The 26,614-nt window shown below is 52.0% G+C and carries 21 protein-coding genes and 1 tRNA gene; 17 read left to right on the forward strand and 5 right to left on the reverse strand.

The window, feature by feature from the left end; genetic code table 11:
• Window positions 1–43 precede the first annotated feature (43 nt).
• The 8 genes from FE845_RS13470 (at window position 44) to rdgC (ending at window position 5,808) form a co-directional block, all read left to right on the forward strand.
• A complete protein-coding gene (locus FE845_RS13470) occupies window positions 44–1,384 on the forward strand; it encodes a TRZ/ATZ family hydrolase (RefSeq protein WP_200365509.1) in 1,341 nt (446 codons plus the stop codon).
• 35 nt (window positions 1,385–1,419) lie between these two features.
• Window positions 1,420–2,136, forward strand: a complete 717-nt coding sequence (ubiG, locus tag FE845_RS13475) for a bifunctional 2-polyprenyl-6-hydroxyphenol methylase/3-demethylubiquinol 3-O-methyltransferase UbiG (RefSeq protein WP_200365511.1) — start codon at window positions 1,420–1,422, stop codon at window positions 2,134–2,136.
• On the forward strand, window positions 2,126–2,788 hold the full coding sequence (locus FE845_RS13480; protein WP_200365513.1) for an HAD family hydrolase: 663 nt from the start codon (window positions 2,126–2,128) through the stop codon (window positions 2,786–2,788). The genes ubiG and FE845_RS13480 overlap by 11 nt, the downstream gene beginning before the upstream one ends.
• A 65-nt stretch (window positions 2,789–2,853) precedes the next feature.
• Window positions 2,854–3,603 carry a YciK family oxidoreductase gene (locus FE845_RS13485; protein WP_200365515.1) on the forward strand — a complete coding sequence of 250 codons (750 nt, stop codon included), beginning with the start codon at window positions 2,854–2,856 and terminating at the stop codon, window positions 3,601–3,603.
• Window positions 3,603–3,836 carry a glutaredoxin family protein gene (locus tag FE845_RS13490; RefSeq protein ID WP_200365518.1) on the forward strand — a complete coding sequence of 78 codons (234 nt, stop codon included), beginning with the start codon at window positions 3,603–3,605 and terminating at the stop codon, window positions 3,834–3,836. The genes FE845_RS13485 and FE845_RS13490 overlap by 1 nt, the downstream gene beginning before the upstream one ends.
• Window positions 3,837–3,849: 13 nt before the next feature.
• The gene (gene yaaA / locus FE845_RS13495; protein ID WP_200365520.1) at window positions 3,850–4,620 is read left to right on the forward strand and encodes a peroxide stress protein YaaA; all 771 of its coding nucleotides are present in this window, start codon (window positions 3,850–3,852) and stop codon (window positions 4,618–4,620) included.
• 41 nt (window positions 4,621–4,661) lie between these two features.
• Window positions 4,662–4,862 carry a DUF2788 domain-containing protein gene (locus FE845_RS13500; protein ID WP_200365522.1) on the forward strand — a complete coding sequence of 67 codons (201 nt, stop codon included), beginning with the start codon at window positions 4,662–4,664 and terminating at the stop codon, window positions 4,860–4,862.
• Between the two features lie 19 nt (window positions 4,863–4,881).
• Window positions 4,882–5,808, forward strand: a complete 927-nt coding sequence (gene rdgC / locus FE845_RS13505) for a recombination-associated protein RdgC (RefSeq protein WP_200365524.1) — start codon at window positions 4,882–4,884, stop codon at window positions 5,806–5,808.
• 44 nt (window positions 5,809–5,852) lie between these two features.
• Here rdgC and FE845_RS13510 read toward each other — a convergent pair whose 3' ends face one another.
• Window positions 5,853–8,597 carry a GNAT family N-acetyltransferase gene (locus FE845_RS13510; protein WP_200365526.1) on the reverse strand — a complete coding sequence of 915 codons (2,745 nt, stop codon included), beginning with the start codon at window positions 8,595–8,597 and terminating at the stop codon, window positions 5,853–5,855.
• 158 nt (window positions 8,598–8,755) lie between these two features.
• On the opposite strand from FE845_RS13510, the gene FE845_RS13515 reads away from it, so the two are divergent.
• Window positions 8,756–9,682, forward strand: coding sequence for a histone deacetylase family protein (locus tag FE845_RS13515; protein ID WP_200365528.1), 927 nt, complete (start codon window positions 8,756–8,758; stop codon window positions 9,680–9,682).
• A gap of 35 nt (window positions 9,683–9,717) precedes the next feature.
• Here FE845_RS13515 and FE845_RS13520 read toward each other — a convergent pair whose 3' ends face one another.
• Window positions 9,718–10,635 (reverse strand): flagellar protein MotY, encoded by a 918-nt coding sequence (locus FE845_RS13520; RefSeq protein WP_200365903.1) that lies wholly within the window; start codon window positions 10,633–10,635, stop codon window positions 9,718–9,720.
• Between the two features lie 209 nt (window positions 10,636–10,844).
• Between FE845_RS13520 and pyrC the strand changes: the two genes are divergently transcribed.
• Both pyrC and rnt read left to right on the forward strand, forming a co-directional pair.
• The gene (gene pyrC, locus FE845_RS13525) at window positions 10,845–11,876 is read left to right on the forward strand and encodes a dihydroorotase (RefSeq protein ID WP_200365530.1); all 1,032 of its coding nucleotides are present in this window, start codon (window positions 10,845–10,847) and stop codon (window positions 11,874–11,876) included.
• 41 nt (window positions 11,877–11,917) lie between these two features.
• Complete coding sequence (gene rnt / locus FE845_RS13530; protein WP_200365532.1) at window positions 11,918–12,577, forward strand: ribonuclease T; 660 nt, start codon at window positions 11,918–11,920, stop codon at window positions 12,575–12,577.
• Window positions 12,578–12,648: 71 nt separating this feature from the next.
• On the opposite strand, the gene FE845_RS13535 is transcribed toward rnt, so the two are convergent.
• Window positions 12,649–14,634 (reverse strand): SDR family oxidoreductase, encoded by a 1,986-nt coding sequence (locus FE845_RS13535; protein WP_200365534.1) that lies wholly within the window; start codon window positions 14,632–14,634, stop codon window positions 12,649–12,651.
• A gap of 380 nt (window positions 14,635–15,014) precedes the next feature.
• On the opposite strand from FE845_RS13535, the gene FE845_RS13540 reads away from it, so the two are divergent.
• Together FE845_RS13540 and FE845_RS13545 are read left to right on the forward strand one after the other, a co-directional pair.
• Complete coding sequence (locus tag FE845_RS13540; RefSeq protein WP_200365536.1) at window positions 15,015–15,314, forward strand: hypothetical protein; 300 nt, start codon at window positions 15,015–15,017, stop codon at window positions 15,312–15,314.
• Between the two features lie 58 nt (window positions 15,315–15,372).
• Window positions 15,373–18,225 (forward strand): insulinase family protein, encoded by a 2,853-nt coding sequence (locus tag FE845_RS13545; RefSeq protein ID WP_200365538.1) that lies wholly within the window; start codon window positions 15,373–15,375, stop codon window positions 18,223–18,225.
• On the opposite strand, the gene FE845_RS13550 is transcribed toward FE845_RS13545, so the two are convergent.
• Both FE845_RS13550 and FE845_RS13555 read right to left on the reverse strand, forming a co-directional pair.
• Window positions 18,212–18,847, reverse strand: coding sequence for a TIGR04282 family arsenosugar biosynthesis glycosyltransferase (locus tag FE845_RS13550; RefSeq protein WP_200365540.1), 636 nt, complete (start codon window positions 18,845–18,847; stop codon window positions 18,212–18,214). The two genes, FE845_RS13545 and FE845_RS13550, sit on opposite strands and share 14 nt — an antisense overlap.
• Window positions 18,834–19,553, reverse strand: coding sequence for a TIGR04283 family arsenosugar biosynthesis glycosyltransferase (locus tag FE845_RS13555; protein ID WP_200365543.1), 720 nt, complete (start codon window positions 19,551–19,553; stop codon window positions 18,834–18,836). Before FE845_RS13555 ends, FE845_RS13550 begins: the two co-directional genes overlap by 14 nt.
• 86 nt (window positions 19,554–19,639) lie before the next feature.
• Here FE845_RS13555 and FE845_RS13560 point away from each other — a divergent pair.
• The 4 genes from FE845_RS13560 (at window position 19,640) to FE845_RS19015 (ending at window position 26,596) form a co-directional block, all read left to right on the forward strand.
• Window positions 19,640–19,716, forward strand: a tRNA-Arg gene (locus FE845_RS13560).
• A 199-nt stretch (window positions 19,717–19,915) separates the two neighbouring features.
• On the forward strand, window positions 19,916–25,174 hold the full coding sequence (locus tag FE845_RS13565; RefSeq protein ID WP_200365545.1) for a DUF4011 domain-containing protein: 5,259 nt from the start codon (window positions 19,916–19,918) through the stop codon (window positions 25,172–25,174).
• A gap of 30 nt (window positions 25,175–25,204) precedes the next feature.
• The gene (locus tag FE845_RS13570) at window positions 25,205–25,969 is read left to right on the forward strand and encodes an ion transporter (RefSeq protein ID WP_200365547.1); all 765 of its coding nucleotides are present in this window, start codon (window positions 25,205–25,207) and stop codon (window positions 25,967–25,969) included.
• Window positions 25,970–25,996: 27 nt separating this feature from the next.
• Window positions 25,997–26,596 (forward strand): DUF4236 domain-containing protein, encoded by a 600-nt coding sequence (locus tag FE845_RS19015; RefSeq protein ID WP_200365905.1) that lies wholly within the window; start codon window positions 25,997–25,999, stop codon window positions 26,594–26,596.
• Window positions 26,597–26,614: the final 18 nt, after the last annotated feature.

A 26,614-nucleotide genomic window follows, 5' to 3' on the forward strand; every position in this document is an offset into this window, starting at 1 on the left:
TATGCTCTATGGCATTCGTCGCCGGCACTGCAAGGCAGGGTTAATGACGGCAGATACTATCACTGCAGCCGATATTCGCATCAACGCTCGCTGGCTGATTCCGATTGAACCATACGGAGTGGTGCTTGAGCATCAAGCCGTGATCATACAGGGCACCAAGATTGCTGCCGTTATACCTGTGGCGCAAGCAGATCGCGAGTTTCGCACCCGAGAGACTATTAACCTGCCCCACCATGTGGTTATGCCAGGGTTGATCAACATGCATGGCCATGCAGCTATGTCACTGTTTCGCGGCATGGCAGACGATTTACCGCTAATGACTTGGTTAAACGATCATATCTGGCCTGCTGAAGGCCGTTTTGTTAGCGAACAATTCATTGCAGACGGTACGCAACTCGCCATGGCGGAAATGCTGAGAACCGGCACGACTACTTTCTCAGACATGTATTTCTTCCCGGAAATTGTCGCCCAAATGGCACATGACACGGGCATGCGTGCGCAAGTTTGCTTTCCTTTGCTGGACTTCCCGACTGTGTGGGGTTCAGGGCCTGACGAATACTTGAGCAAGGGCGAGGCGCTGATCGATGAGTGGCGAGGCGATGATTACATTATGCCCGCGATTGGCCCGCATGCGCCCTACACTGTGTCGGATGGACCGCTGAGCAAGGCTATAGAGCTTTCCGGGAAAACCGGCGCACGTATCCAGATCCATTTGCATGAAACCGCATTCGAAGTAGCAGAAGCTATAGAGAAGGAAGGGAAACGCCCTATCGAAAGGCTTGCGGAACTTGGCGCCCTTAGTGACCGAACCCAATGCGTTCACATGACTCAACTTATCGATTCTGACATTGCACTTGTTGCAGGCACAGGCGCACACATCGTTCACTGCCCGGAGTCCAACCTAAAGCTCGCTAGCGGCTTATGCCCTGCCCACAAGTTAATGGAAAGCGGTGTTAACCTCACCATTGGAACAGACGGTGCCGCCAGCAACAATGATCTGGATCTGTTTGCTGAAACCCGTACGGCCGCCATGGTCGCGAAGGTGGTTGCCAGTGATGCCGCGGCACTTTCAGCCCACAAAGCTTTGCATATGGCCACCCTTAATGGAGCCAGAGCTCTGGGGCGGGAACATGAGTTGGGGTCGCTAGTAGCGGGGAAACTCGCCGACATTATCGCCATCGACCTAAGTGATCCATTTATTCAGCCGGTTTATGACCCAGCCTCCCATCTTGTTTATAGCAACCATGGGCGCGCAGTAACCCATAGCTGGATTAACGGCGTACCTCAAGTACAGGATGGCAAGTTAACGCGTATAGATGTACCGGATCTAATGCTTCGTGTTGCAGGCTGGGCGGAAAAAATTCGCAAGCAACAGGCTGACTAACCGAGTTTCGACAGATTGACCAGGCAGAAGACAAGATGACAAATCAGAACGTTGACCGTAACGAAATTGCGAAGTTTGAAGCCCTTGCCAGCCGCTGGTGGGACCCCACCAGCGAGTTTAAACCGCTGCACGATATTAACCCCTTGCGCCTCAACTATATTGATGAGCGCGTATCGCTTGCTGGCAAACGAGTAGCAGACATTGGCTGTGGTGGCGGGCTGCTCTCCGAAGGCATGGCTCTGCGCGGCGCCCATGTAACCGGTATAGATATGGGGGAGGCACCTTTGGCGGTGGCGCGGTTGCACGGTCTGGAAAGCGGAATCAAGGTAGACTACCGGCAAATCACCGTTGAAGAGCTGGCACGGGACCCCGAGCACGCTGGCCAGTACGATGCCGTTACCTGTCTGGAAATGCTAGAACATGTGCCCGACCCTGCCTCGGTTATCAAAGCCTGCTCAACCCTACTCAAACCGGGCGGACACATGTTTGTATCAACCATCAATCGCAATCCAAAATCTTTTTTGTTTGCGATTGTGGGTGCCGAGTACGTCCTAAACATGCTCCCCAAAGGCACTCACGAATGGAAGAAATTCATCCGGCCATCGGAGATGTCAGATCACCTGCGCCATGCAGGACTGGAGGTGCGCGAACTCACAGGCATGACCTATAACCCCATTACCCGCACCTACAAGCTTGGCCGTGATGTAGACGTTAACTACCTGATGCACGCCCGGGATACCCGTGAAGACTGACCAACCTTCAACTGTTCTGTTCGATCTGGATGGCACCCTGATTGATACAGCGCCGGACTTTATCCGCTGCCTAAACGAGATGCGCCAGCAGCACGGGCTTCCGGCGCTTCCGGCAGACCACATACGCAGGTCTGTTTCCAATGGCGCCCGGGCGATGGTGCGTGTGGGGTTTGGGCTAGAGCCAGACCATCCGGATTATCTTAACAAGCACACAGCCTTTCTAGATTTGTATGAAGCGGGCGTTGCCGTTGAGACCCGGCTTTTCGAGGGCATGGACGCACTGCTCCAATCGCTAGAGCAGCGGGGAATTCCCTGGGGAATCGTTACCAACAAACCGGTGCGCTTTGCCGAGCCGCTGGTTCAAGCTCTTGGCTTGGCAGAGCGTTGCGCAGCGCTGGTGTGCCCAGACCATGTCACTGACCGCAAACCGCACCCGGAAGCCCTATTTCTCGCCTGCAAACAAATCGGCGCAGATCCGGAGCATGCGATGTATGTAGGCGACCACGAACGTGACATCCAGGCTGGTCGTAATGCGCGTATGAAAACCATTGCCGTACGTTACGGCTACATAGAAGAGCCAGAAACCGTTGACCTATGGCAAGCAGACTTTATTGCCGACACCGTGAACCATCTCGCAAAGCTGTTACAATAGCGCGCTTCTAAAACGGGCCATTTTGACAGACTTTGATAAACCCCAGTCTGCTACGGAGACAGGTTATGCAAGATTACAAGGCACCCGCTGATCTGCTGAAAGACCGCATCATCATGGTGACCGGTGCGGGCAGCGGCATTGGCCGTACCGCCGCAAAAACCTATGCCGCCCATGGTGCCACAGTGATTCTTGTAGGCAGAACTGTGGGCAAACTGGAAACGGTTTATGACGAAATCGAAGCTGCCGGGCACCCGAAACCGGCCATAGTGCCAATGAATTTCGAAGGCGCAGCGGTAAAAGATTACGAAGAACTGGCCATGACTCTGGAAGACAACTTCGGGAAACTCGACGGCCTTCTGCACAACGCCGGTATTCTTGGCGACCGTAGCCCGGTGGAAATGTACGATCCAGAAACCTGGAACAAGGTTATGCAAGTAAACGCCACGGCGCCATTCTTGCTGAGCCGAGCGATGATCCCGCTGCTGCGCATGTCTGACGCGGCTTCTGTTATCTTCACATCTTCGGGTGTTGGCAGACAGGCAAGAGCCTATTGGGGCGCCTATGCGGTTTCCAAGTTTGCGGTTGAAGGCCTGAGCCAACTTCTGGCTGATGAACTGGACGACGAGCGCCATAACATTCGGGTAAACAGCCTGAACCCGGGTGCCACCAGAACCAACATGCGAGCCCACGCCTACCCGGCAGAAAACCCGCAGCAAAACCCGGCGCCGGAAGAGTTGATGCCCATTTATCTGTACCTGATGGGTAAAGACAGTGAAGGTGTGAACGGCCAGAAATTGGATGCCCAGCCAAAGTAATGGAACTACTTTTTTACACGACATCCCAATGCCACCTGTGTGAACTGGCAGAAGCCCTGCTAGTGAGCACACCTATGCCAGTACCGATACCAGTGGACGTAGTGGACATCGCACAATCTGAAGAGTTGGTAGAGCGCTACGGTACACGAATTCCCGTTCTTCGCCGCAACGACACCGGGGAAGAACTCAACTGGCCATTTACCCGGGAACAGCTACTTACGTTTCTGCAATGAGGAATTATCTGACATGTTGATGGTTATCTCACCTGCTAAAACTCTCGATTACGAGAGCCCATTGGCAACGGAAACCTATACCCAGCCAGACTTTCTGGATGACGCCTGCGAACTGATTGACCAACTCAAAGAGCTGGAGCCGCATCAGGTCAGCAATCTGATGAGCGTCAGCGATAAGCTGGGCCAGTTGAATGCCGAACGATTCCAAAACTGGCACACACCATTCTCGCCCGAAAACGCCCGTCAGGCTGTTCTGGCATTTAAAGGCGACGTTTACACTGGGCTAGACGCGGAAAGTTTCAGCGAACAAGACTTCAACTTTGCCCAAAAGCACCTACGCATGCTGTCCGGGCTTTATGGCATTCTCAAGCCCCTCGACCTGATGCAGCCATACCGTTTGGAAATGGGCACCAAGTTTGAGAATAAACGGGGCAAGGATCTCTATGCATTTTGGGGTGACCGCCTTACGCAAGAGATAAACCGTTTGCTAGAAAGCGACGACGAAGTGTTAGTTAATTTGGCTTCGAACGAATACTTTAAAAGTATTAAAAAGAAAGACCTTGAAGGACAGATAATTACTCCCCACTTCAAGGATTGGAAGAATGGCCAGTACAAGATAATCAGCTTTTACGCTAAGAAAGCCCGTGGCCTCATGTGCCGCTACGCCATCCTGAATCGTATTACCAATGCAAACGACCTCAAGGGTTTTGACCTTGATGGTTACTATTTCAGCGAAGACCAATCCGATAAAAATAACTGGGTTTTCCTAAGGGATGAGCATTAAACAGAAGAGACACCCAACCCAGAGTTAAATCGGAGTAAATCATGAATGAAGCAGTATTTTCCCAGATCGCCATGATGGTGCTTCTGACCGGCCTTATTGGTTGGATGGGTTTTATCGTTTGGGATTTGGCTAAGAAATCACAGGCCGGAAAGTTTGGTACCATCGCCCTGTTTACAGTGCTGGGGGCGGGTGTTTTCGGCTTTATCGTTAAAACAGTGCTCGTAGAAGTTATCCAAATATGAAAGACAAGGATCAAGCCTGATGTGGTTTCGCAACGCCCGCGTTTTCCGTTTTACCAAGCCATTTGATATTTCTTCTGAAGAGCTGGAAGAAAAACTCAGCGCCGATGCGTTCAAACCCTGTGGCCCACAAGAAACCGCTCGTCAAGGATGGGTTCCGCCACTGGGCAAACACGGTGAACTACTGGTTCACAGTGCCAACGGTTATCATCTGATTGCCTTGCGCAAAGAAGAGAAAATTCTGCCCGGCCCCGTAATTAAAGATGCGGTTGAAGAAAAAGCCGAAGCCATAGAGCATGAACAAGGCCGCAAAGTTCGCCGCAAAGAAAAGGAAGAAATTAAAGAGCAGGTGATGCTTGAAATGCTGCCCCAGGCGTTTTCTCGCAACCGACGCAGCTTTGCATATCTGGCGCCGAAAGACGGCGTTCTCGTGGTTGATGCAGGCTCCGCAAAGCAAGCGGAAGATATGGCTTCAACGCTGCGCAAAAGTCTGGGGTCCCTACCGGTGCGCCCACCTGTACTGGAGCAATCGCCCATATTTACCTTTACGGGCTGGTTGAACGAGTCCATTGACCTGCCAAGTAGTGTAGTACTTGGGGATGAGTGTGAGCTAAAAGACCCATCGGAAGATGGCGGCGTGGTCCGCTGTAAAGGGCTGGATTTGAAAGCGGATGAAATTCGCAATCACTTGGAAGCCGGGATGGAAGTTACCAAACTTGCTTTAACCTGGGATGACAACGTGTCCTTCGTTCTTGACGAGGAAATGGGCATTCGCCGACTGAAATTTGGTGAAACACTTCAAGAACAGCTCGACGATGTGGATGTGGACGACGCTGTTGCAAAGTTTGACGCAGCCTTCACACTCATGACGCTGGAACTGTCCAAACTGATTCCGGGCTTGCTAGAAGCCATGGGCGGCGAAGACCGTTCGGCCATTGTTGAAGAGTAATAACTTTAGCTTATGGGCAACGCTGGGGCCTTTCTAAGAAGGCCTCAGTGGGCACTTTTCCCTAACCGCTCTTTCTGCCAGTCATTTTCCGGCTCGTTCAGCACCAGCCGCAAATCCATAACCTCTTCTTCAACGTTATATTTCACTTCAAACCCCATGTGCTCAGCCAACTGCAGCATCGGCCGATTGTCCGCTAGCACATTCCCCACCATTTCAACCGTGCCACGAGCGCGGCAGTAATCAATCATCTTCTGCATTAGGGCGACACCAAGCCCCTCGCCCTTCATTTTATCGTGAACCATTACGGCAAACTCGCACTGAAGGTTGTCCGCATCTGTCCAGGTGCGCACAGTGCCCAGAGTTTCATCCCCTTCCCCGTCTTCTCTTGGCGCGTTGGCGATAAAAACCATTTCCCGGTCGTAGTCGATCTGTACCATCTGAGCGACGTCCTCCCGAGTGAAGTGTTTACGATACTGAAAAAAACGATAGCGAATGGATTCGGGCGATTGAAGCTCATGGAAAACCCGGTGGGAGGGCTCATCCTCTGCCAGAACCGGGCGGATAATCACCCTTCGACCGGATTTGGGTAATACCAGCCACTCCTCAAGTTCTCTCGGGTAAGGCTGGATAATTGGCTGGCCACGCGTTTCCGATAGATTAATGGCCACGTTAACCGCTACAGCACCCTGCTCATTGAACAACAAGGGTGAAATCTCCAGACCCCGGATTTCAGGTATATCAATAACAATCTGGGACAGGGTAACCAAGGTTTCTGCTACTGCTCGGATATCTGCCTCCGGCTTCAAGCTATGCTCACGAAGCAACTTAAACATATAGGTCCGGCGCAGCAGCTCTCTTGCGAGGACCATGTTCAACGGTGGCAAGGCTATCTGGCGGTCTGTCATCACATTGATATGGGCACCAGACGCACCGCAAACCACCAAAGGCCCAAACTGGGCATCTCTGGTAATCCCTACACTGAATTCAATACCACCAATGTGCTGATAGGAACGCTGCATGGCAAAACCGAGAAAACCACTGTTCGGGAAATGCTTCTGGTACTCCTCCATCAGGAACTGGCAGGCATCAATAATCGCAGCCTCACTACTCAGCTTCTGAACCTTACCCTTGTAGCGGCGCTGGGCAACCGTCAAGGTCACAAACGGGTGACAGGCTTGCTCGTGCACAAGGGTTACGTCCACGGGGCGGCGCTCTATGGAAAAGGCCTCGAGTACTTCTTCTACGTCTTCGCAGTAAATCGTCTCGATGGTATTGATACCATAATCGCAGATCACTTCACGGGCTTCACGGCTCGACAAGTGCTTGCGGCCTGAGCGCAACGCATTCATTACCAATCGACGTGGTTTTGCGTAATCCGAGAAATGATCCGTAAACGACTCGGGGGTTTCCGTCAGCAAGCGCTGGATACGCTGGTGCCGAACATGCTGCATAAAAGCAACAACCGCTTTTTCCGGATTAAAAAACGAAGGCAGCCCGGCGCGATAAAATTCATCACGGGCTTCCATGACCGTGCTCTGCCCCAGCCAACAGGTGAAAATATTAAGCCGCGTGCCCTTTGCCGCCTGCACTACAGCATCAGCAATCTGCAAGCTGTCTTCGGTCAAACTAGGCGCGTACATTACCAGCACGTTGGCTACTTCGGGATCCTTAGCCAGAATCTTGATGGCATTGCCATATAGCTCCGGTGACGCATCATAGTTAAGGTCGATGGGATTTTTGCGTGTCCAATAGGGCGGTAGAAGCTCAGCAAGAGACCTAATGCTGGACTCGGACAAGTCTGCAAGCTCGCCTCCGAGATCCGCCAGCCGATCCACTGCAAGAACACCCGGCCCCACACCATTAGCTAAAATAGCAAGGGTTTCCCTGCGCAAAGGCCGCATGCGGGTAAGCGTTTCCAGAGCGTCGAACATTTGCCCCAGACCATCAACACGCAGCACACCGGCGCGCTGGAGCATGGCGTCATATATGGGATCGCTTCGCCTTATGCCATCCGGTAGCTCGTGAGTTAGCCACTCGGACTCTGGCACCCGGCCAGATTTAACGGCAATGACCGGCTTAGTTCTCGAGGCCACTCGCACGGCGGACATAAAGCGTCGTGCATTTGGAATGTGTTCAATGTGCAGGAGAATAGCTCGGGTTTGGGAGTCTTGGGCGAGGTAGTCAATTAGGTCGTCATGATCTATGTCCATGCCGTCGCCGAGGGTGAGAAAATAGGAAAAACCAACCCCCCGTGCAAAGGCCCAATCGATAACTGAACTGGCAATAGTGCCAGACTGGCCCACGAACGCCACGCGGCCGGGAAGCACCCCCATGTGCGCATAGGTGGCATTCAAACTTCTGGCCGGGACCATCAAACCGATGGTATTGGGACCCAAGACTCTAATGCCGGTTTCCCTCGCCGCATCCCGCACCGAGTACATCAAAGGCTGGCCGGTTTTACTGTGGGTACGGGACATACCGCCGGTCATCACAATTGCTGTACGCACGCCCGCCTCACCCAAGCGCCGGATGGTTTTAGCAACTGTATCCGGTGGCGTACAGACAATGGCTAGATCTGGCGTAAACTCCATTTTGGAAATATTTTTGACACAAGGTACGCCATGAACATTTTCGTAATCCCTCTGGTTAACCACCAAAAGCTTGCCCGGATAGCCGCCACTCATCAGGTTTCGCAACACCATACCACCAAGGTTGCCCGCCCGCTCCGATGCCCCGACCAACGCAACGGACTCAGGATTAAACAGACTTTCCAGATATCGGGTGCTCACGCTGACTCTCCTTGGTACGTTGTTTTAGCTATCTTATGCATTGATCAACCGATGTGAAATGCCGATTACCACTATACGACCAAAGAAACTCGGCGCCATCAGATTATCCCTGATAAGATTGAAGAAAATACAAGTATAGTCGGGACGTTTCGAAATTTATGACCACAGCATTTTTTTCCCACGATGACTGCATGAAACACGACATGGGGCCAGAACACCCCGAAAGTCCCGGTCGTCTGGCGGCCATCATCAGCTATATAGCCGATACCGGTATTGCAGAAAAACTCGACTGGGTGCGGCCAGAAGAAATTACACGCGACCAACTGTTAAGCGTGCATCCCGAAAACTACCTGCAACAGCTAGACATGATGCAGCCCACCAGAGGGCGGGTATTCACCGATCCGGATACGGCCATGATGCCCGACACCCTGCGCGCGGCAAAATTGGCTGCCGGTGCAAACATCCAAGCGGTGGATATGGTCATGAGCAGTCAGGTTACCAATGCGTTCATCTGCGCACGGCCTCCAGGCCACCATGCCGAACGCACCAAGTCGATGGGCTTTTGTTTTTATAACAACATAGCTCTGGCAGCCATGCGCGCACTCAATTTTCATCATCTTGACCGAGTGGCCATAATTGATTTTGATGTGCATCAAGGGAATGGCACTGTGGATATTGTCAGTGGAGACGAGCGCATCTTGATGTGCTCAAGCTTCCAACACCCTTTATTTCCATATTCCCACGTGCACCGGCAAGCCGAAAATATCGTGAACATCCCCATTGAAGCGGGGTGCTCTTCCGCGGAGTACCGCAAGCAGGTAGAAGCCGGATGGATAAAACGGCTAAACGCTTTTAAGCCTCAGGTAATTTTGATATCCGCCGGATTTGACGCCCATCGATTGGATCCGATGGCCGAACTGAATCTGGAAACAGAGGATTACCGCTGGCTAACGGAAATGTTGGCAGGCGTGGCGAATGAGCACAGTAACGACCGAATCATTTCAACACTGGAAGGCGGGTATCACTTAAAAGCGCTCGCTGAAAGCGTGAATGCCCATCTGGACGTGCTGAGTGCGGTTTACTGAAAGTTTTTGGGTTTAAAGCCCTCACGCCCGAAAACTTAACCCGAAGTAGAGCCACCATAGCCGTTGGCCTGCTGCATTCCGGGACGATCACCCTCCCGTTGCAAACGGATAGTAGTGCGCCGGTTGTCGGCAGGACGTCTGGATACAGGGTACTGGTCGCCATGGGCTCTGACGGTGATTAGATCTGGATCTATACCACGGTTTTTCAAATAGTCGGCAACCACATTGGCGCGTTCTTCAGACAAGGCCCGGTTATCGATGCGACTTCCAATTCTGTCGCTATGCCCATCAACAAACACCCGTTCCACCGTGGAGTCCGCCATCAGGTAGGCCACAATGTTGTCGAGCAACTCCATATCGGCTGCAGACAAGCTCTTGCTGCCACTGGCAAACGCCACTCTCGAACGGCCTATCTGATCAATATTCACCGGCAATAAATTCGCAGCGCACGCGCGGTAGCGCTGGTACTGGCCGTTGAAATTAACGTTAGATACCTGCACACGAACGGGGCTGCCGTCGTACCAAGAGGCGCGGGTAACTGTAGGGCGCATGCCCTCCAAAAGGCTTTGAGCAAGAATCACCGACTGCCGGGCTTCCAGAGATACCTGCCGGCGCCCATCCGATACATCAACCACCCCCACAGGCCGTGGAGCCACGCCTGGCCGCCATGCCGGTGCCTCAACAACCAGAGAACCCTGCCCAGGACGCATAAGGTGAAATTCGGACTCCAGAAAAAATGACAAATCCTCACCTGCCCTGTGCCGGAACACAGCTCGCCCGAAGCCCGGAACCTCATGCACCAATGAGCACTCGAAAACAGATTCAGCAAGATACCACTGGCTATTTGTAATCCCGGCGCCATAGCTTCCTGCCCAGATTGCACTGGGCAGAAATAGGCCTAGTGCCAGCGTCCCGAGCCGGTACCGCCTTTGCTTAGTGAAAAACTGTGCCATAACAGTCATACCGTTGCTTCACGGATGTTTCGTGGTTTCCATGTTTAACGGCACAGCCCCGGTGTTCTTTAATCAAACACAGGAAAAACAATCACCGGCGCCTTCTGCTATAATCTGCCAAATTTTTAAGGGCCAAAGTACCTTCCAAAGTGAAGGCGCCTTCAACGCCTCTTATCCCAGCTATTAGAATGCATTGCGGAATCCAGCCCATGACCGAACAACTTACCCTTGTACGCCCCGACGACTGGCATCTTCACGTTCGTGACGGCGATGTGTTGAAAGACGTCGTGCCCGCAACGGCGGCCTGTTTTGGGCGCGCGATCATCATGCCTAATCTGGTCCCGCCCGTAACTAATGCCGCTGAAGCCTTAGCGTACCGGGATCGAATACTGGCAGCGGCCAAAGGCACAAGCTTCCGGCCCTTGATGACACTTTACCTAACAGAATCTACAACCCGTCAGGACATTCTTGAGGCAAGCGCCGACGGTGTTGTGGCGGCTAAGCTTTACCCGGCAGGAGCGACCACTAACTCTGCATCGGGTGTGCAAGACATCCGGAATATCTATCCTGTACTTGAAGCCATGGCGGAGTGCGGCATGCTGCTGCTTGTTCATGGCGAGGTTACCGATGCGGATATTGATATTTTTGACCGGGAGAAGGTTTTCCTCGAGCGGGTGCTTTCCCCCACGCTGGAAGCCTTCCCTAGCCTCAAGGTTGTTCTTGAACATATAACAACCGCGGATTCCGCGGAGTTTGTGCGGCATTATCAAGGCAACAACCTTGCTGCAACGCTTACGCCCCAGCACCTGATGTATAACCGCAACCACATGTTAGTCGGTGGCATACGCCCGCACCTGTATTGCCTCCCGATCCTCAAACGCAATCGACATCAACAAGCGCTAAGGGATGCGATTGCCAGTGGAGATAAGAGATTCTTTCTAGGGACAGATTCCGCACCGCACTCGAAAGACAAAAAAGAAGCAGCGTGCGGCTGTGCAGGATGCTATTCCGCATACGGCGCGATTGGCTTGTACGCGGATCTATTTGAAGAGTTGGGCATTCTTGACCAACTGGAAGCCTTTGCCAGCTTTAACGGTGCAGACTTCTATGGTCTTCCGCGAAATACCGATACCATTACTTTGGTGAGAGAACCCTGGACCATGCCAGACGAATTACCACTGGCCGGTGGTACCATTGTTCCGCTAAAAGCTGGCGAAACCATTAACTGGCGCCAAGCGTAACTCACCCCGACTTACTGAAAACGGCCAAGACCGGAGCTTTAGTGACTGAAGAAAACCGACAATCGCACCCCATGTCCCGCAGATTTCGCGGCTTTTTACCCGTCGTTGTTGATGTAGAAACAGGCGGGTTTAATCCGGAACGTGATGCTCTGCTGGAAATAGCTGCGGTGATGCTCACCATGGACGAGGACGGTCGCTTACACCGTGCCGAAACGCATTTGCAACAGATTGACCCGTTCGAAGGCGCCAATCTTGAGCAATCCGCATTGGACTTCACTGGCATTGACCCGTGGAACCCGGACCGGGAGGCCGTTCCCGAGCGAGAAGGCCTTAGCGAGATCTTTCGACCAATCCGCAAAGCGGTCAAAGCACACGATTGCAAACGTGCCGTGCTGGTGGGACACAACGCAACTTTCGACCACAACTTTGTATTTGCAGCGGCACAGCGAGCAGAGATTAACCGCAACCCGTTTCATCCCTTCTCTACCTTCGATACAGCTACCCTTGCGGGCCTGGCCTATGGCCATACAGTGCTCGCACAAGCCTGCAAGTTGGCTGGCATTCCATTCAGCAACAAAGAAGCCCATTCAGCCGCTTATGATGCGGAAAAAACAGCCGATTTGTTTTGCGGAATCGTTAACCGCTGGTTGGATTTGGGTGGGTTTCCGCCACCGTTTATGATGGACGAAAGTGAGCAATAACCTCGCCTAACACCCACAAAAAAACCCGCTGTGCGGGTTTTTTTGCTTCATTGCTTTAGTAAGTACTTCGCTTACCAGTGGATGCCTCGCATTACTGCGGCGAATGCCACCTGCTCTGTAGACACCTTGGGCTTATCAGTAGGCTTGCCACCAGCAGCCTGAGCCGAGTCCGGGAACATGCGGTAGCCCGTGTTCATAACGATCTCGCCCACCTTCGGTGCCAGTGCGTGCAGCACCTGAGCAGTAATACCAAGGCGTGTAGCGACTCGCTTGGGGCGATCAATGATTGAGTTAGTCACCAAGTCGGCGGCCTCTTCCGGCGAAAGCGTCGGCACGGAGTCGTAGATCTTGGTAGGGGCAATCATCGGAGTTTTCACCAACGGCATGTTGATGGTGGTAAAGGTTACGTTACGATCCGACCATTCAGACGCAGCACACCGGCTAAACGCATCCAACGCCGATTTAGACGCCACATAGGCCGAGAACCGGGGCGCGTTGGTGAGTACACCAATGGACGAAATATTCACCACATGCCCACGGCGGCGCTCCAACATGGAAGGCGCGAAGCCCATAATCAGACGTACTGAACCGAAGTAGTTGAGCTGCATGGTGCGCTCGAAATCGTGGAAGCGATCAAAAGACAATGACAGTGAACGGCGGATGGAGCGGCCTGCATTATTCACCAACACGTCTACATGACCGTGATTATCCAGAACGGTTTTCACAAACCGGTCACAATCTTCCATATCGGAGAAGTCACACTGATAGGCGTGCACATTACCGCCTCTTGCTTCCAAAGATGCACTCACTTCATCCAACGTTTCTTTTGTACGGGCGCCAATCACCAAAATAGCGCCAGCGTCTGCAAGTTTTTCAGCCGTAGCCAAGCCAATACCGGACGTAGCGCCGGTTATCACACACACCTTGCCACTAACCGTGCCCTTCAACGTGCGATCTTTGAACAGGTCGGGGTCGAGGTTGCGCTCCCAGAAATCCCAGATTACCGGCGCATAGTCTTCAAGACGGGGCACTTCAATCCCCGTTCCCTTGAGTGCTCTCTCGGTTTCACGGGCATCAAAGCGCGTGGGGTAATTAATGAAGGACAGCACAGAGCGAGGAATACCCAAATCATCCAGCACTGCACTCGTAATCTGCTTAACCGGCGGGAGGTTCTTCAGGCTCTGGCGAATGAATGGCGGGATAAACCCGAACATGCGGGAATCAATGCGCATACCCATCTTGGGAGCATGACCCGCCTCGCAGAAAATATTGAGAATCTCTCCCACTTTATAGGGGTCGGTATCCACAAGATGGAAGCAGTTTCCGTCTTCGCCTTCAAGGTGGGCAATGTGATCCATTGCATTCACCACAAAATCGACGGGAACAACATTCAGCCGACCGCCTTCAACACCAATTGTCGGCACCCACTGAGGCAGAGTGCGACGAATCTTCTGAATCAACTTGAAGAAGTAGTAGGGACCGTCAATCTTGTCCATTTCTCCGGTTTCTGAATGGCCAATCACCATGCCCGGCCGATAGATACGGAAGGGCACCTTGCACTCTTCACGCACGACCTTCTCGGATTCATGTTTGGTCATCAGGTACGGATGATCTAGCTTCTCCGCTTCTTCAAACATGTCTTCGCGGAAAATACCCTTAAACAAGCCAGCGGCAGCGATAGAAGAAACGTGATGAAAATGCTTTGCCTTCATGGCTGCAGCGGCATTCACTGCTGACCGGGTGCCTTCGATGTTCGTGGCCTGCTGGGCTTCTTCATCGGCGCCCATATCGTAGACAGCCGCGAGATGGAAAAAGTGATCGACTTTTCCTGCCAAGGCTTTAAGCGTTTTGGCGTCAATGCCCAGATTCTTGCTCGTGAGGTCGCCAACAACAGCCTTTACACGAGACTCATCGACACCCCAACCTTCTCTGAGAGCATCAAGCTTACCTTGAGACTGCTCTCTTACAAGCAGATGCACGGTACCGCCACGCGCCAGCAGTTTTTCCACTAGAAAACGACCAATAAAACCAGTACCACCGGTCAGGAAATAATTCATTGATAATCCACCCTGCTTGTTGCTCTATTGTTGTCTATCCATGCCGACCACCTTAGACCAAAGTCTTACGGCAACCCATAAAGGACGGCATTGTACTTAATTGCAACCTTCATGTATCGGAATTATTTAGAGCTTTTGCTCTGCAACCCGTTGTTTTTGTTAGAGCTATTACTCTAAAATCATGTTGGACGACTGTATTTTTACCCGACACAACGCAATTTAGACTAGCACAGTAATTCTCCCGTGCCTCACCTCAACCGTGAATTACGGCAAAGCAATGAAACAACCTGCCAGCAATGCGATAATCCGGAACTTGTAGCCTATTCAGGCGTCAACATTTCCTCAAGACCAAACAATACCCAATACCCGGAAAACCTAGAATGCAAAAAGATAACCCGAACACTGATCGCTATATCACCATTGCCCGCGCCTGCCTGAAAGCTATCAACGACACAGCATCAGATTCCGGAAGCAGGGAACAGAAAATTCAAGCGGTTTATCAAGCCATAGACAGCGCCTTTCAATCTGAGTTTGCGGATTACCGGCAGTCTGTCGCTATTATGGCGTCTGTACTTGAGCGCATTGCCTCTGGCGAACTTGATGCTGAAAAAGCGGCAGATCTCGCCCGAAAAACCCTCGATCAACAGCCGAAAAGCACGCGCAATTCAAAGGTGCACTGAGCATTATTCTGTGTCGCACCGTAACCTCCCAGGCTCCCAAACGGATACAAGAGGCCTTATGTCTATAAGTTCGCCCAAGAACCTTGTTACACAGTTGCTAGCCACAAAAGCGTTCGCGCTACTGGTATTGTTCCTCGCCAGCACTTTTTCCATGGCGGCACAGACTCCAGATAAGAGCCCGAACGACAACAACGAATACAGGTTTATAGAACTGAATAATGGCTTGCGCGCTATTCTGGTATCGGATGAAAGCGCAGACAAAGCTGCGGCTTCCATGAATGTGGCCGTTGGCAGTGGTGATGACCCGAAAGAGCGGGAAGGCATCTCGCACTTTCTGGAACACATGCTGTTTTTGGGCACTGAAAAGTATCCTGAGCCCGGCGAGTACCAACAGTTCATCAAAAGCCACGGCGGCAGCCACAACGCCTTCACAGCGTTTCGAAACACTAACTACTTTTTTGATATTCAGGCTAACTATCTCGAAGCAGCGCTGGACCGCTTTGCCCAGCAGTTTGCCGCACCACTGTTTACCGCCGAACTGGTAGACCGGGAACGTAATGCTGTTCATTCAGAGTTCAGTGCGAAACAAAAAGAGGATGGCCGTCGTTTTTATTCAGTCAAGAAAGCCACCAGCAACCCTGAACATGCGTTTCACCAGTTTGCTGTAGGCAACCTCACGACACTGGAAAATACCGAAGCAAACCCACTTCGGCCCGACCTGATCGAGTTCTGGAAAAGCCATTATTCCGCCAACCTGATGACACTAGCCGTTTATGGGCCCCAACCGCTGAACACACTTGAATCAATGGTGCGCGCGCGCTTTGAGGCCATAGAGAACCGCAACCTCAAACCCCGGGTTCACAGCGCGAGCCTACTTGAAGACCATAAACTGCCCGCAAAGGTAACGACTGAAGCCATCAAAGATGTTCGCAGTTTGTCGCTGTCGTTTCCCATACCATCCCAGAAGGAAAACTACCGCACGAAACCTGCAAGCTACCTAGCCAACCTGCTTGGTCATGAAGGGCCGGGAAGCCTATTCGATGTGCTCAAAAGAAACGGTTTGGCTGACAGCCTCTCTGCAGGCCTTGGAATGGATACCGGTGAAAACGCCACATTGGACATCAGCATTGCGCTCACCCCAGAGGGCCTCGACAGGCATGAGGAGATTCTGCCTTTGGTGTTCCAATACATCGACATTATCCGTGAACAGGGCATCAGCCAACAGCGCTTTAAGGAAATGCAGCAGTTGGCGCAAATTGACTTTCGCTTTCGTGAACAAAGTGAGCCCATGCACGAGGCCATGCGGCTATCCAGCCAGCTTCAGGATTATCCCGTTGACGACATTCTCAGCGCGCCTTGGGTGATGGAGCGCTATGCGCCAGAACAGTACAAGGCCATTCTTTCCCGGTTAACGCCGGATAATCTAATGGCCTACTTGCTGGCGCCGCAGCCTGAACTGACAAACCCAGAATATACGCAATGGTATGAAACACCGTGGCAACTTGAACCCTTGAACGCCGAGCTACTCCAAAACAATGCACCCAGCGCATTGAGTGAAGCGTTACGGCTTCCACTACCCAACCCGTTTGTGCCTGAAAACCTTGCTATGGTTTCAGGCAAAACCATGAACAAACCCGAGCGTTTGGGCAACCAGGACGGCATTGCGATTTGGTTCGCCCGGGATACCCGCTTCAATACACCCAAGGCCAACGTGTTCTTCAGCTTGCGTACCCCAGCCGTCCAGGTTTCTGCCCACAGCCACGTGCTCACACGGTTACTGGTGGATAACATCAACAACAACCTGAATGCATGGGCTTATTCTGCCCGCCTTGCGGGGCTGGATTACAGCATTTATCCACACCTGCGAGGCATCACCGTGCGTGTAGGCGGATACAGCGACAAACTCCACACGCTGATGAACCGTATTCTTATGCAGGTAGCAACGCCGGAGGTTACCGAGCAGCGGTTTGATATTGCTCGGCAGAATCTTATAGACAGCCTGCAAAACAAAGCAAAAGATCGCCCAGTGGCTCAGACCTCGGAATTCATTCAGTCGGCCTTGTTGGAAGACACCTGGAGTACCGAAGAAAAGCTTCAAGCAGCCAAAGAAGTGACCTTCGAAGAGCTTATGTCTTTTGCGGATGCGCTGCTTTCAGAAGTAGACCCGGTACTGTTGGCCCACGGCAATATTACAGAAGCCTACGCCCTCAACCTTGCCCAACAAGTTGACGCAATCGTATTGGGTAAGAGCGAGCTTGTAGAGGTTGAACGCAGCCGCATGCGGAGGCTACCAGCCAACGAGACGCTGGTATCTCTGGATGTAGAGCACCCGGATACCGGTTACACGCTTTACACCCAGGGTAAAGACACCGGCTTTGACGAACGCGCCCGCTTCCGCCTACTGGCCCAGATAATAAGTAGCCCGTTTTACGAAGAAATCAGAACCACCCGCCAGCTTGGCTACATTGTTTACGCCACACCGTTTGAAATGCTGGAGACTCCGGCACTGGGCTTTGTGGTGCAATCACCGACCGCAAGCCAGAGCGATATTGACCAAGCAGTTCGCGAGTTCTCAGAGGGTTTCGATAAAACCCTCAGTACCCTAGACGAAAAGCGGTTAAATCGTGAAAAACAGGCCGTAATCAGCAAAATTCTGGAGCAAGACCGCCAGTTGGGCGAGATATCAGGGCGCTACTGGCGCGAGATTGACCGTGACTCTGATAACTTTGATTCCCGCGAGCAACTCGCAAAAGCCGTCAAAGCCGTCAGCCTTGAAGAACTAAAAGCAACCTTTAAAACTGCGGTACTAAACAGAGATAGAGCACTGCGCGTAGTAACCGGAGGCGATGGGTTGAGTGCTGATGAAGCTCGCGCCCTAATCCTCCAGCAGCCCCCCGTTACTGCAAGGTAAGCTGAAAACGAGCCCAATCCTGCGGCTCATCCACATCCCAACGGGGCTCCAGCAAACCAACGCTGAGCCCCCTTTTTTTGATTTGCTCGCAGGTTTGTTCCAGAGCGCTATCGGTACCCCATGCAACACCATCGAGCATGTACGGAATCACCCGACGAGCACCGATGAGCACATAACCACCGTCGTCTGACGGGCCCAACACCACATCACACTCTTCCAGACAAACCACGGCCTGCCGAACATAGCCCGGATCAACGGAGGGGCAATCACTGCCTACAATCAGTGCCAAACGGTGTGACTCCAACCCAGCTGCAAGGGCACTGAACATGCGATCACCCAGATTCACACCCTCCTGAATCCGCTGCTCTACGTCCCGCTGTTCAATGGCCTGCACAACCTCTTGTGCAGCTTCCGGAACGGGCTCTAATTCCCTGTCCCACCAGAATTGCACAGCAAATCCGGACTCACTCAAGTTTTCCAGCACTGCAAGCGTGAGCGCCACGTGCGCACTCAGAGCGCCCGAAACACCCAGCGCCGGGATAAGGCGGGTTTTTACCCGGCCAGCTTCCGGCCATTTAGCGAATTGCATCACCACTGCATTAGCGGATTTAATCTTTGCCATTGCGAACATCCGAACGATAAGCCTGGGCGAGATTTTCTGGCGATTCACCGCGCCAATAGCGCCAGCGCAAACGCCACATTAAAAAGATGGTGCGCCAAACGCCGCCCTGCTCCCAACGGCGGCTATCCGTTGTTACCGACTCTCGAATACAAAAGGGGCGGGATATCAACCCGAGCCTGCGAGTAAATTCAATGTCTTCCATAATAGGCAAAGGCTCAAACCCACCCAAAGCCTCAAACACTTCTCTGCGTACAAACAGCGCTTGATCTCCCGTGCAAATACCCGTTAATCGCGAACGCTGATTCATAAACCAGGCAATCACGCGGAACAGCGCACCTCGGCCGCTCAGGCGCACATCAAAACGCCCCCAAGCTTTATCGCTGAGAACAAACTTACCCAGCTCGCTCAATGCACTCGAAGGAAGCCGGGTATCCGCGTGTAAAAACAGCAGCAGGTTGCCTTGCGCTGGTGGCCGAGCCACAGACGCGCCAGCATTCATTTGAACGGCCCTACCCTTCTCCGATTGAACCACCCGGTCCGCAAGAGGCTGCGCCAGTTTGGCCGTGCCATCGGTGCTGCCAGCATCCACAACGATAAGCTCATGGCCAGCAGCACGTAACGGCTGCAGCGCTTCAAGCGTTGCCACAATGCTAGCTGACTCCATCCAGACAGGCACTATGACGCTTAACGAAAAGAGTTCAGACAAACGGCACTCCCAAACAAACAGAAAACACGGCAACACCTTGAGCCATAAGCTTCAGGCCGTTATCATACCGACCTTCTAAAAGAAGCGCCTCCGTAGCTCATCTGGATAGAGCGTCCCCCTCCTAAGGGGAAGGTAGCAGGTTCGAGTCCTGCCGGGGGTACCAGTTAGCTTTCAATACCAATCTAAGCCCCATCAAAATCCCCTATTTTCAAAAGCGTTACAAAAGTCGAGCATCTCTATCGATCCATAATATTCCGCACCAGCGCGCATCACGGGGCTTCCAACAGAATCTGCTTTGCAAACCGTAGCGCAATTTATGGCATTATGCTGGTTCAACTCAGTCTAAACCAAGGATCGGGCGCGTGACTCTATCTATCGATGCCGATGTAGCTCCAACATTTTCTTTGGCGGCTCAACAAAATGCATACCCTCTGCTAAAACGAGTGTTAATCACACACCCTGAGGCTGTGGGGTCCAGCACTAAAAAGGTTAAGGACATACGCGTCCGGCTATCCTGCACCCCTCAATACGTTGAGACTGAGGAATGGTTAATAGATCGCCTTGAGTCCGGTCAGTCCGTCAGACTGCAAGATCGACCACTGAAACCCAACTATGAAAAGTTGAGTGGATTAACTGAAGAGGTGTTGGTTCAGCTGCTATTTTCGGTGTCGTATGTAGATAACAATGGGCAAAGCCAAGAGCTATTTGAAAATCATCAGGTGAGTTTTCTGCCTGCTGACTACTGGGGTGGAGAGTCCAGACAGGCAGAGCTGCTTGCTGCCTTTGTTCAACCAAACGTGCATACCGTAGAGGCAATCACCAGTCGTGTTGCGCAAGGCTTAAGAAATGCAGAGCAAAACAGCGCGATTGATGGGTATCAGTCTAACACGCGAGAGCGCCCCTTCCTGTTCGGCTCAGCCCTTTGGTCGACTCTCTTCAATGAACGACTGATGTACCTTACACCGCCGAATGGATGGGCAAAGATTGGGCAACGTATCCGCTCTGCTAGCGACATTCTTGAGCATAAAACAGCCGCATGTCTCGATACCTCAGCGCTCTTTGCCAGTTGCCTCGAAAATATGGGACTGAATCCAGTGATCGCACTAACCAAGACTCACGCTTTCGCTGGCTTTTGGTTGATCGATGAATGCTTCCCTATTCTCACGAACGATGACCCGATCGATTTGCGTAAGCGCATGGATACGGCTGATATCGTGATGTTTGAGACCACGCTCGTTACAAATGACACTCCGGTCACTTTCAAGCAGGCAATTGAACGTGCCAAGACATTGCTCGAAGAAGATCGCGAATCCGAATTCGTCATGCTGATCGATATTAAGCAAGCACGGGCAAGGCGTGTGAAGCCGCTTGGAATAGTTGAAGATAAATCAACATATAGCACTGCGTTGAGCGAAGGCGGAAAGACATCATTTGCGCTCGGGATAGATGCACCACCGCCACTTCCGCCAGTTCGAGGCGATGAGCGGTTGATAGAGGATACGCCAGATACCCGCGTGGATATGTGGCAGCGAAAACTGCTGGACCTCACGAAAAGGAACCCTCTACTAAACATAAAAAGCTCTGCATTAAAGCTATTCTGCCCGAATCTACCAACTCTTGAAGATATGTTGGCGGGCGATGAGGTATTTAGCTTTGTATCAGCGGAAGAGACCCCTTTAGTTAACAATGAACGAAGCACAGAAGCGTTCCGTTTGAGCACAGGTGCCGACTTACACCGCGAGTTCGCGCTGCAGCAACTCAACAATAAAAAGCTAATTATTAACGATACAGCTAAGCGAAAAGACACCAAATTGGTCGAGTTATTGCGCAAAGCCAAGAACGATCTTGAAGAAGGTGGCAGTAATACCCTATTTCTCGCACTGGGCATGTTGCGCTGGAAAGAAATGCCCGAAAGCGATAAATCATACCGCGCTCCATTGATCCTGCTGCCGGTAAAACTGGAACGCCGCAGCGCCCAAGCCCCCGTCAAGATGCGCCAGCTACAGGGTGAAGAGCCCATTTTCAACCTTACGCTCATCGAGATGCTACAGACAGACTACGATATCAATTTGGATTCTTTGCGCCACGGTCTTCCTGAAGATGAATCTGGAGTGGATGTTGCAGGCATTTGGAATATTGTTCGCGCTGCCATTAAAGAGCAGCCTGGGTTCATTGTGGTGGAGGAGATTGTTCTTGGCTCCTTCTCATTTGCAAAGTACTTGATGTGGAAGGATCTCAGAGATCGCACTGAACTTCTCAAGCAGAGCCCATTTGTCGAACACTTGGTTGACCGCCCTTCTGCAGCTTATCAACAAGAAACTCATTTCATCGAGCGCGATCAGGTTGATGAGAAGATAAAACCGGTATCTTTCTACGCGCCACTCAATTGTGATTCATCTCAGATGGTTGCTGTAGAAGCTTCAAGCCACCCGCAAGATTTTGTGCTTGAAGGACCACCCGGAACCGGCAAATCGGAGACGATTGCTAATATCATTTGTCACAACCTCGCGCTGGGACGAAAGGTGCTGTTCGTGGCTGAGAAGATGGCTGCGTTACAGGTCGTCTATCGCAGGATGGAAAAGGTCGGGTTGGCACACCTTTGCTTGGAGTTACACTCCAATAAAGCCAATAAAAAATCCGTTCTGGACCAACTGGGAGCTGCTTGGTCTCATCGTGAATCAGAAACCCAGACCGATTGGATAAGTAAAGCGCAAAAGCTTGAGGATGTTCGCGAGGGTTTGAACAAGTATGTCGCTGAGCTCCACCGTCAGCACTCGCTTGGCATTTCTGCTCGTGACGCAATGGCGCGCGTTGTTCGCTTTCAACATGAGCACCCGCTACGGCTCTCATGGAGTTCGGATCTATCGCAAGCCCCCGTCAAATCACGCGCGGATCTCGACGGGTATTTAGAAGCCGCCCGTGATCTTGGTATTGCCTTTGAAGATATCGAAAGCCTCGATCCGAATAGCTTCGCTCCTGTCACTCAAATCGAATTCTCAAATCAGTGGCAAACAAATGTCGTTTCACTCGCCAACCGATTGGAAATCGCGGCCAAACGGGCGCGTTCGAGTGCCGAGGTATTGCTCTCGACAACAGGCTCGCAAGTGGATCACATTTCAGCTCGCACGGTTTCCCAGTTAGCGAGCCTAAAAGCACTTTGTGATTTAGCTATGACGGGAGAGGTGGATTTCGCATTACAGAGTGGCGGCCCAAGCCGGGTCAAGGCCCTGACAGAAGGTGTTGTATTGCATCGGCAGCTCCATGAGCAGATTGCTGCTTTCGGACATAATCTCAAGTGGACAATGCTGGAGGAACTTGATTGGGAGATATGGATTGCGCGACGAAATGAAGCGACTGGACTATTCGGCTTCTTTAAACGGTATAGCCTGCGCAAAACCATCAGAAAAGTTGGACTGGACAAAATCATTGATCTTTCAGCCCTTGATCTCGGGCTTGAAGCACGAGAAACGCTCAAAAAATTGAAATCGGCCGTGTCAGATATCGACGGCACGCCGGCTTGGCCAGGAGTGGATGCAGATGCGGATAAGCTCGCCCTGACACTCGAAAAGGGCGAAAGGACAATCGCACTATTAAAAAGATTTGTTGGCGCTTTTTCAGATCCGGCCGGTGCTGTCATCGCACTCCGAAAACAGCTCGTTGATGGGCGAGACTTCCTATCCGAGGGCTCTCAGATCGTCCGTGCAGCAAATAGCTTGCATGAAGACTACCAGACATTTGCATCCTTGATAGGTAAAGCAGAAAAACTCAGTGTCACCGTCGATATAGCTTGTGAGCTGGCCAAGGTTGCCGCCGATTTCAGAGCCATTGGAGAGCAAGGCCAGCGGTTAAATCGGTGGAGCCGGTGGCTGGCAATGAAAAAGGCAGCTGCACGCTACGAACTCGAGCCTCTGTCGGCTGCGCTCGAGAGTCGAGCAATCTCCCCGAACGATTGTGAAAATAATGCGATGACGGCGTTGTGCGTCTGGTTAGCCCCCAAGCTAATTGACCAGAGTCCAGCCCTTGTACAGTTTGCGGGTGCCTCTCATGAGTCGATGATCGAGCGATTCAGGGAGTTGGATGCCGACGTATCTGAAACAACCGCTGAGTATATCTTTGCAAAAACAGCCGGGAGCGTGCCGGATCGCAATGCACCAAACGCACCACCAGAGTACGGCGTTTTGGCGCGGGAGCTAACGAAAAAATCACGACACAAGCCAGTCAGGGCGCTGGTCAACGAAATGGGCAGCAGCCTCACAGATCTTGTGCCCTGTTTTATGATGTCACCACTGTCGGTGGCCCAATTCCTACCTGCAGATTTTGCGCTGTTTGATCTTGTTGTATTCGACGAGGCATCTCAAATTACGACATGGGACGCTGTGGGCGCGATTGCCCGTGGAAAGAACGTAATTATAGTAGGAGATCCCAAACAGATGCCGCCCAGCAACACCTTTGGGCGCAAGGAAGAAGAGGATTCCGATGAAGGCGATCTTGAATCCATCCTTGACCAAGCACTCGCGGCACGTTTGCCGCATCTTCGGTTAACCGGACACTACCGCAGCCGCCATGAAACGCTAATTGCGTTCTCGAATTCTCACTACTACGAGAATCAATTAACCACCTTCCCCTCGGCCGAAACGAAACAGAGCGCTGTAACCCTGCATCGTGTAAATGGGGTCTATGCAAAGGGGCGCGGACAAACCAACTCAATTGAGGCTCAGGCCGTTGTGGGAGAGGTTGTTCGTCGACTGGAGCGCATGCTCATCGGTGTGGAGCAAACGAAATCCTTAGGTATCGTCACGATTAACTCCCAGCAGCAGCGTATGGTCGAGGACTTTCTCGACGAAGCTCGGCGGGAAAACCCCGCCCTAGAGCCGTTCTTTACTGCGACTGATACATTTGACCCCGTTTTCGTGAAGAATCTCGAGTCCGTGCAAGGAGACGAGCGGGATATAATCGTGCTTTCGTTGACTTATGGCCCAACGGAGCCCGGTGGGCGCACCATGAGCATGAACTTCGGGCCACTGAATAAACAAGGTGGTGAGCGTCGCTTAAACGTCGCCGTGACTCGGGCTACCACCGAAGTGCTGGTTTTCTCAAGTTTCGATTCATCAATGGTGGATCTTTCCAGAACCAAAGCAACAGCGGTTGAACATCTCAAGAACTACCTGGAATTCGCGGAACGTGGCCCCATCGCTCTGGCCGAGTTTAGTACCGCAAATTATGGGATTGACCAGTTTGACTCCGATTTTGAACACGCTGTTGCTATGAATCTCCGTGAGAAAGGCTGGAAAGTCCAGACTCAGGTCGGCGTATCAAAGTTCCGCGTTGATCTTGGAATCGTACATCCCGATAAACCGGGCGAATATCTTGCCGGTATCGAATGTGACGGTGCGACTTACCATAGCTCTCCTTCAGCCAGGGATCGCGATCGTGTTCGCCAGTTAATTCTTGAGAACTTGGGCTGGCGCATCCTTCGTCTATGGTCAACGGACTACTTCCAGGACTCGGAATATGCCATGAAAAAGCTCCATGAAAATCTGGAGTTATTTCTCCAAACAGACCGGGAAAGGAACTCTATTCCAGAAGATGACGACCAATCTTTGAGTCACGATTCCCAATAAAACCAATCAGTACCGATCACGGGAGACAGCATGCGCAAGCGTCTGTACAAGTATGTAGATGCAACAGCTTGGGGCCAAAAAGGGCTCTCCCCCTTTAACCTTGCAATATGTATTCTCATCGTTGTGTCAGTCTTTCTCGCAGTCATTGAGACCGAACGCCCGATCAGAGACGCCTACCCTGCACTCTTCGTTCTATCAGAGAAATTGTTTTTCGTACTGTTTTTCGTTGAGTATTGCCTCCGGGTTTACGTCGCTCCGGAAAACCCAAAATTCTCTGGTGCGTTCGGGCGGCTCCGCTACATAAAATCCGGGTGGGCCATTTTCGATTTACTGGCATTAATATCGTTCATCGCACCGTTTGTCTCCAACTCCTTGGCTTTCTATATCAGACTGACTCGCATTATCAGAATACTTCGAGTATCTCGACTCGGACGCTTCACACAGGCTTGGAACTTGCTTTGGGCAGCTACAGCCAGACGCAAGTTCGAACTGCTCATGAGCGCAACCATCGCCTTCATTTTGCTGCTAATCTCCAGCGCCTTTCTTTATCTGTTCGAAGCTGACCTGCAGCCGAAGGATTTTGGAAGCATCCCCAGGGCTCTATGGTGGAGCGTGGCCACATTAACAACGGTAGGGTATGGAGACGTTACACCAATCACTGCTGCCGGTAAGTTTTTTGCCAGCCTAACAGCCATTTCAGGTATCGGTATTGTGGCTATGCCGACCGGGATACTTGCTGCTGCTTTTAGTGATGCTTTCCAAGCACGACAGGGCGTAGATCAAAACAAGGAGTAACTCATGGCGCTTTGATTTCAGCGTCGTATTAAAACTGCCCTCGGTATTCGCCTGAACGTCAGCAAAGGAGGGGTCGGTCTTTCTGCAGGGCCGAGAGGTGCATCAGTAAGCGTGGGTCGCCGTGGTGTATATGGGAACGTGGGTGTCTCAGGCACGGGACTGAGCGTCCGAGAGAAGCTGAACAAGGGCCAGAAAAGTAACACTACTAAAATGAAAGGGTCTCAAGGCGGACATGGCAATTTACAAATCAGCGTTGATGATGATGGCCGAGTGATCCTGTTACACCCTTCCGGGGAGCCTCTCAGCACCAGGGAGACCTCAGCAGTTAGAAGACAGGCTGGCGGGGCAATCAGAGCGTTCATGGAGGAGGTCTGTGAACGTCGCAATGAGATGCTCCGGTCAATCACCACTTTCCATCATCACATCCCGAAGCCCACGAAAGACCCCGAATACACCCCGTCACTTTTCCGGATACCCGACCAACGCCCGGCCTGCTTGCCAAACTCTGGGCGCTTATTTCCACTCCTTTTCGCCGAAAGCTTGATGGTGTGCACGATGAGTGGCTCTGTGTCAAAGCTGCACATGATAAACGTTAACAAGAACGCAAGACTCTCGAAGAGACCTTAGTCCTCTCTGATATAGATG

Origin of the sequence: Marinobacter sp. 1-4A (genome assembly GCF_016597725.1) — a bacterium.
GTDB lineage: Bacteria > Pseudomonadota > Gammaproteobacteria > Pseudomonadales > Oleiphilaceae > Marinobacter.

Excerpts from the sequence above, each read along its gene's own strand:
- FE845_RS13470 (WP_200365509.1), top strand. The coding sequence starts at position 44 with ATGACGGCAGATACTATCACTGCAGCCGATATTCGCATCAACGCTCGC.
- ubiG (WP_200365511.1), top strand. The coding sequence starts at position 1,420 with ATGACAAATCAGAACGTTGACCGTAACGAAATTGCGAAGTTTGAAGCC.
- FE845_RS13485 (WP_200365515.1), top strand. The coding sequence starts at position 2,854 with ATGCAAGATTACAAGGCACCCGCTGATCTGCTGAAAGACCGCATCATC.
- FE845_RS13490 (WP_200365518.1), top strand. The coding sequence starts at position 3,603 with ATGGAACTACTTTTTTACACGACATCCCAATGCCACCTGTGTGAACTG.
- yaaA (WP_200365520.1), top strand. The coding sequence starts at position 3,850 with ATGTTGATGGTTATCTCACCTGCTAAAACTCTCGATTACGAGAGCCCA.
- FE845_RS13500 (WP_200365522.1), top strand. The coding sequence starts at position 4,662 with ATGAATGAAGCAGTATTTTCCCAGATCGCCATGATGGTGCTTCTGACC.
- rdgC (WP_200365524.1), top strand. The coding sequence starts at position 4,882 with ATGTGGTTTCGCAACGCCCGCGTTTTCCGTTTTACCAAGCCATTTGAT.
- FE845_RS13515 (WP_200365528.1), top strand. The coding sequence starts at position 8,756 with ATGACCACAGCATTTTTTTCCCACGATGACTGCATGAAACACGACATG.
- FE845_RS13520 (WP_200365903.1), bottom strand. The coding sequence starts at position 10,635 with ATGGCACAGTTTTTCACTAAGCAAAGGCGGTACCGGCTCGGGACGCTG.
- pyrC (WP_200365530.1), top strand. The coding sequence starts at position 10,845 with ATGACCGAACAACTTACCCTTGTACGCCCCGACGACTGGCATCTTCAC.
- FE845_RS13535 (WP_200365534.1), bottom strand. The coding sequence starts at position 14,634 with ATGAATTATTTCCTGACCGGTGGTACTGGTTTTATTGGTCGTTTTCTA.
- FE845_RS13540 (WP_200365536.1), top strand. The coding sequence starts at position 15,015 with ATGCAAAAAGATAACCCGAACACTGATCGCTATATCACCATTGCCCGC.
- FE845_RS13545 (WP_200365538.1), top strand. The coding sequence starts at position 15,373 with ATGTCTATAAGTTCGCCCAAGAACCTTGTTACACAGTTGCTAGCCACA.
- FE845_RS13550 (WP_200365540.1), bottom strand. The coding sequence starts at position 18,847 with ATGGCAAAGATTAAATCCGCTAATGCAGTGGTGATGCAATTCGCTAAA.
- FE845_RS13570 (WP_200365547.1), top strand. The coding sequence starts at position 25,205 with ATGCGCAAGCGTCTGTACAAGTATGTAGATGCAACAGCTTGGGGCCAA.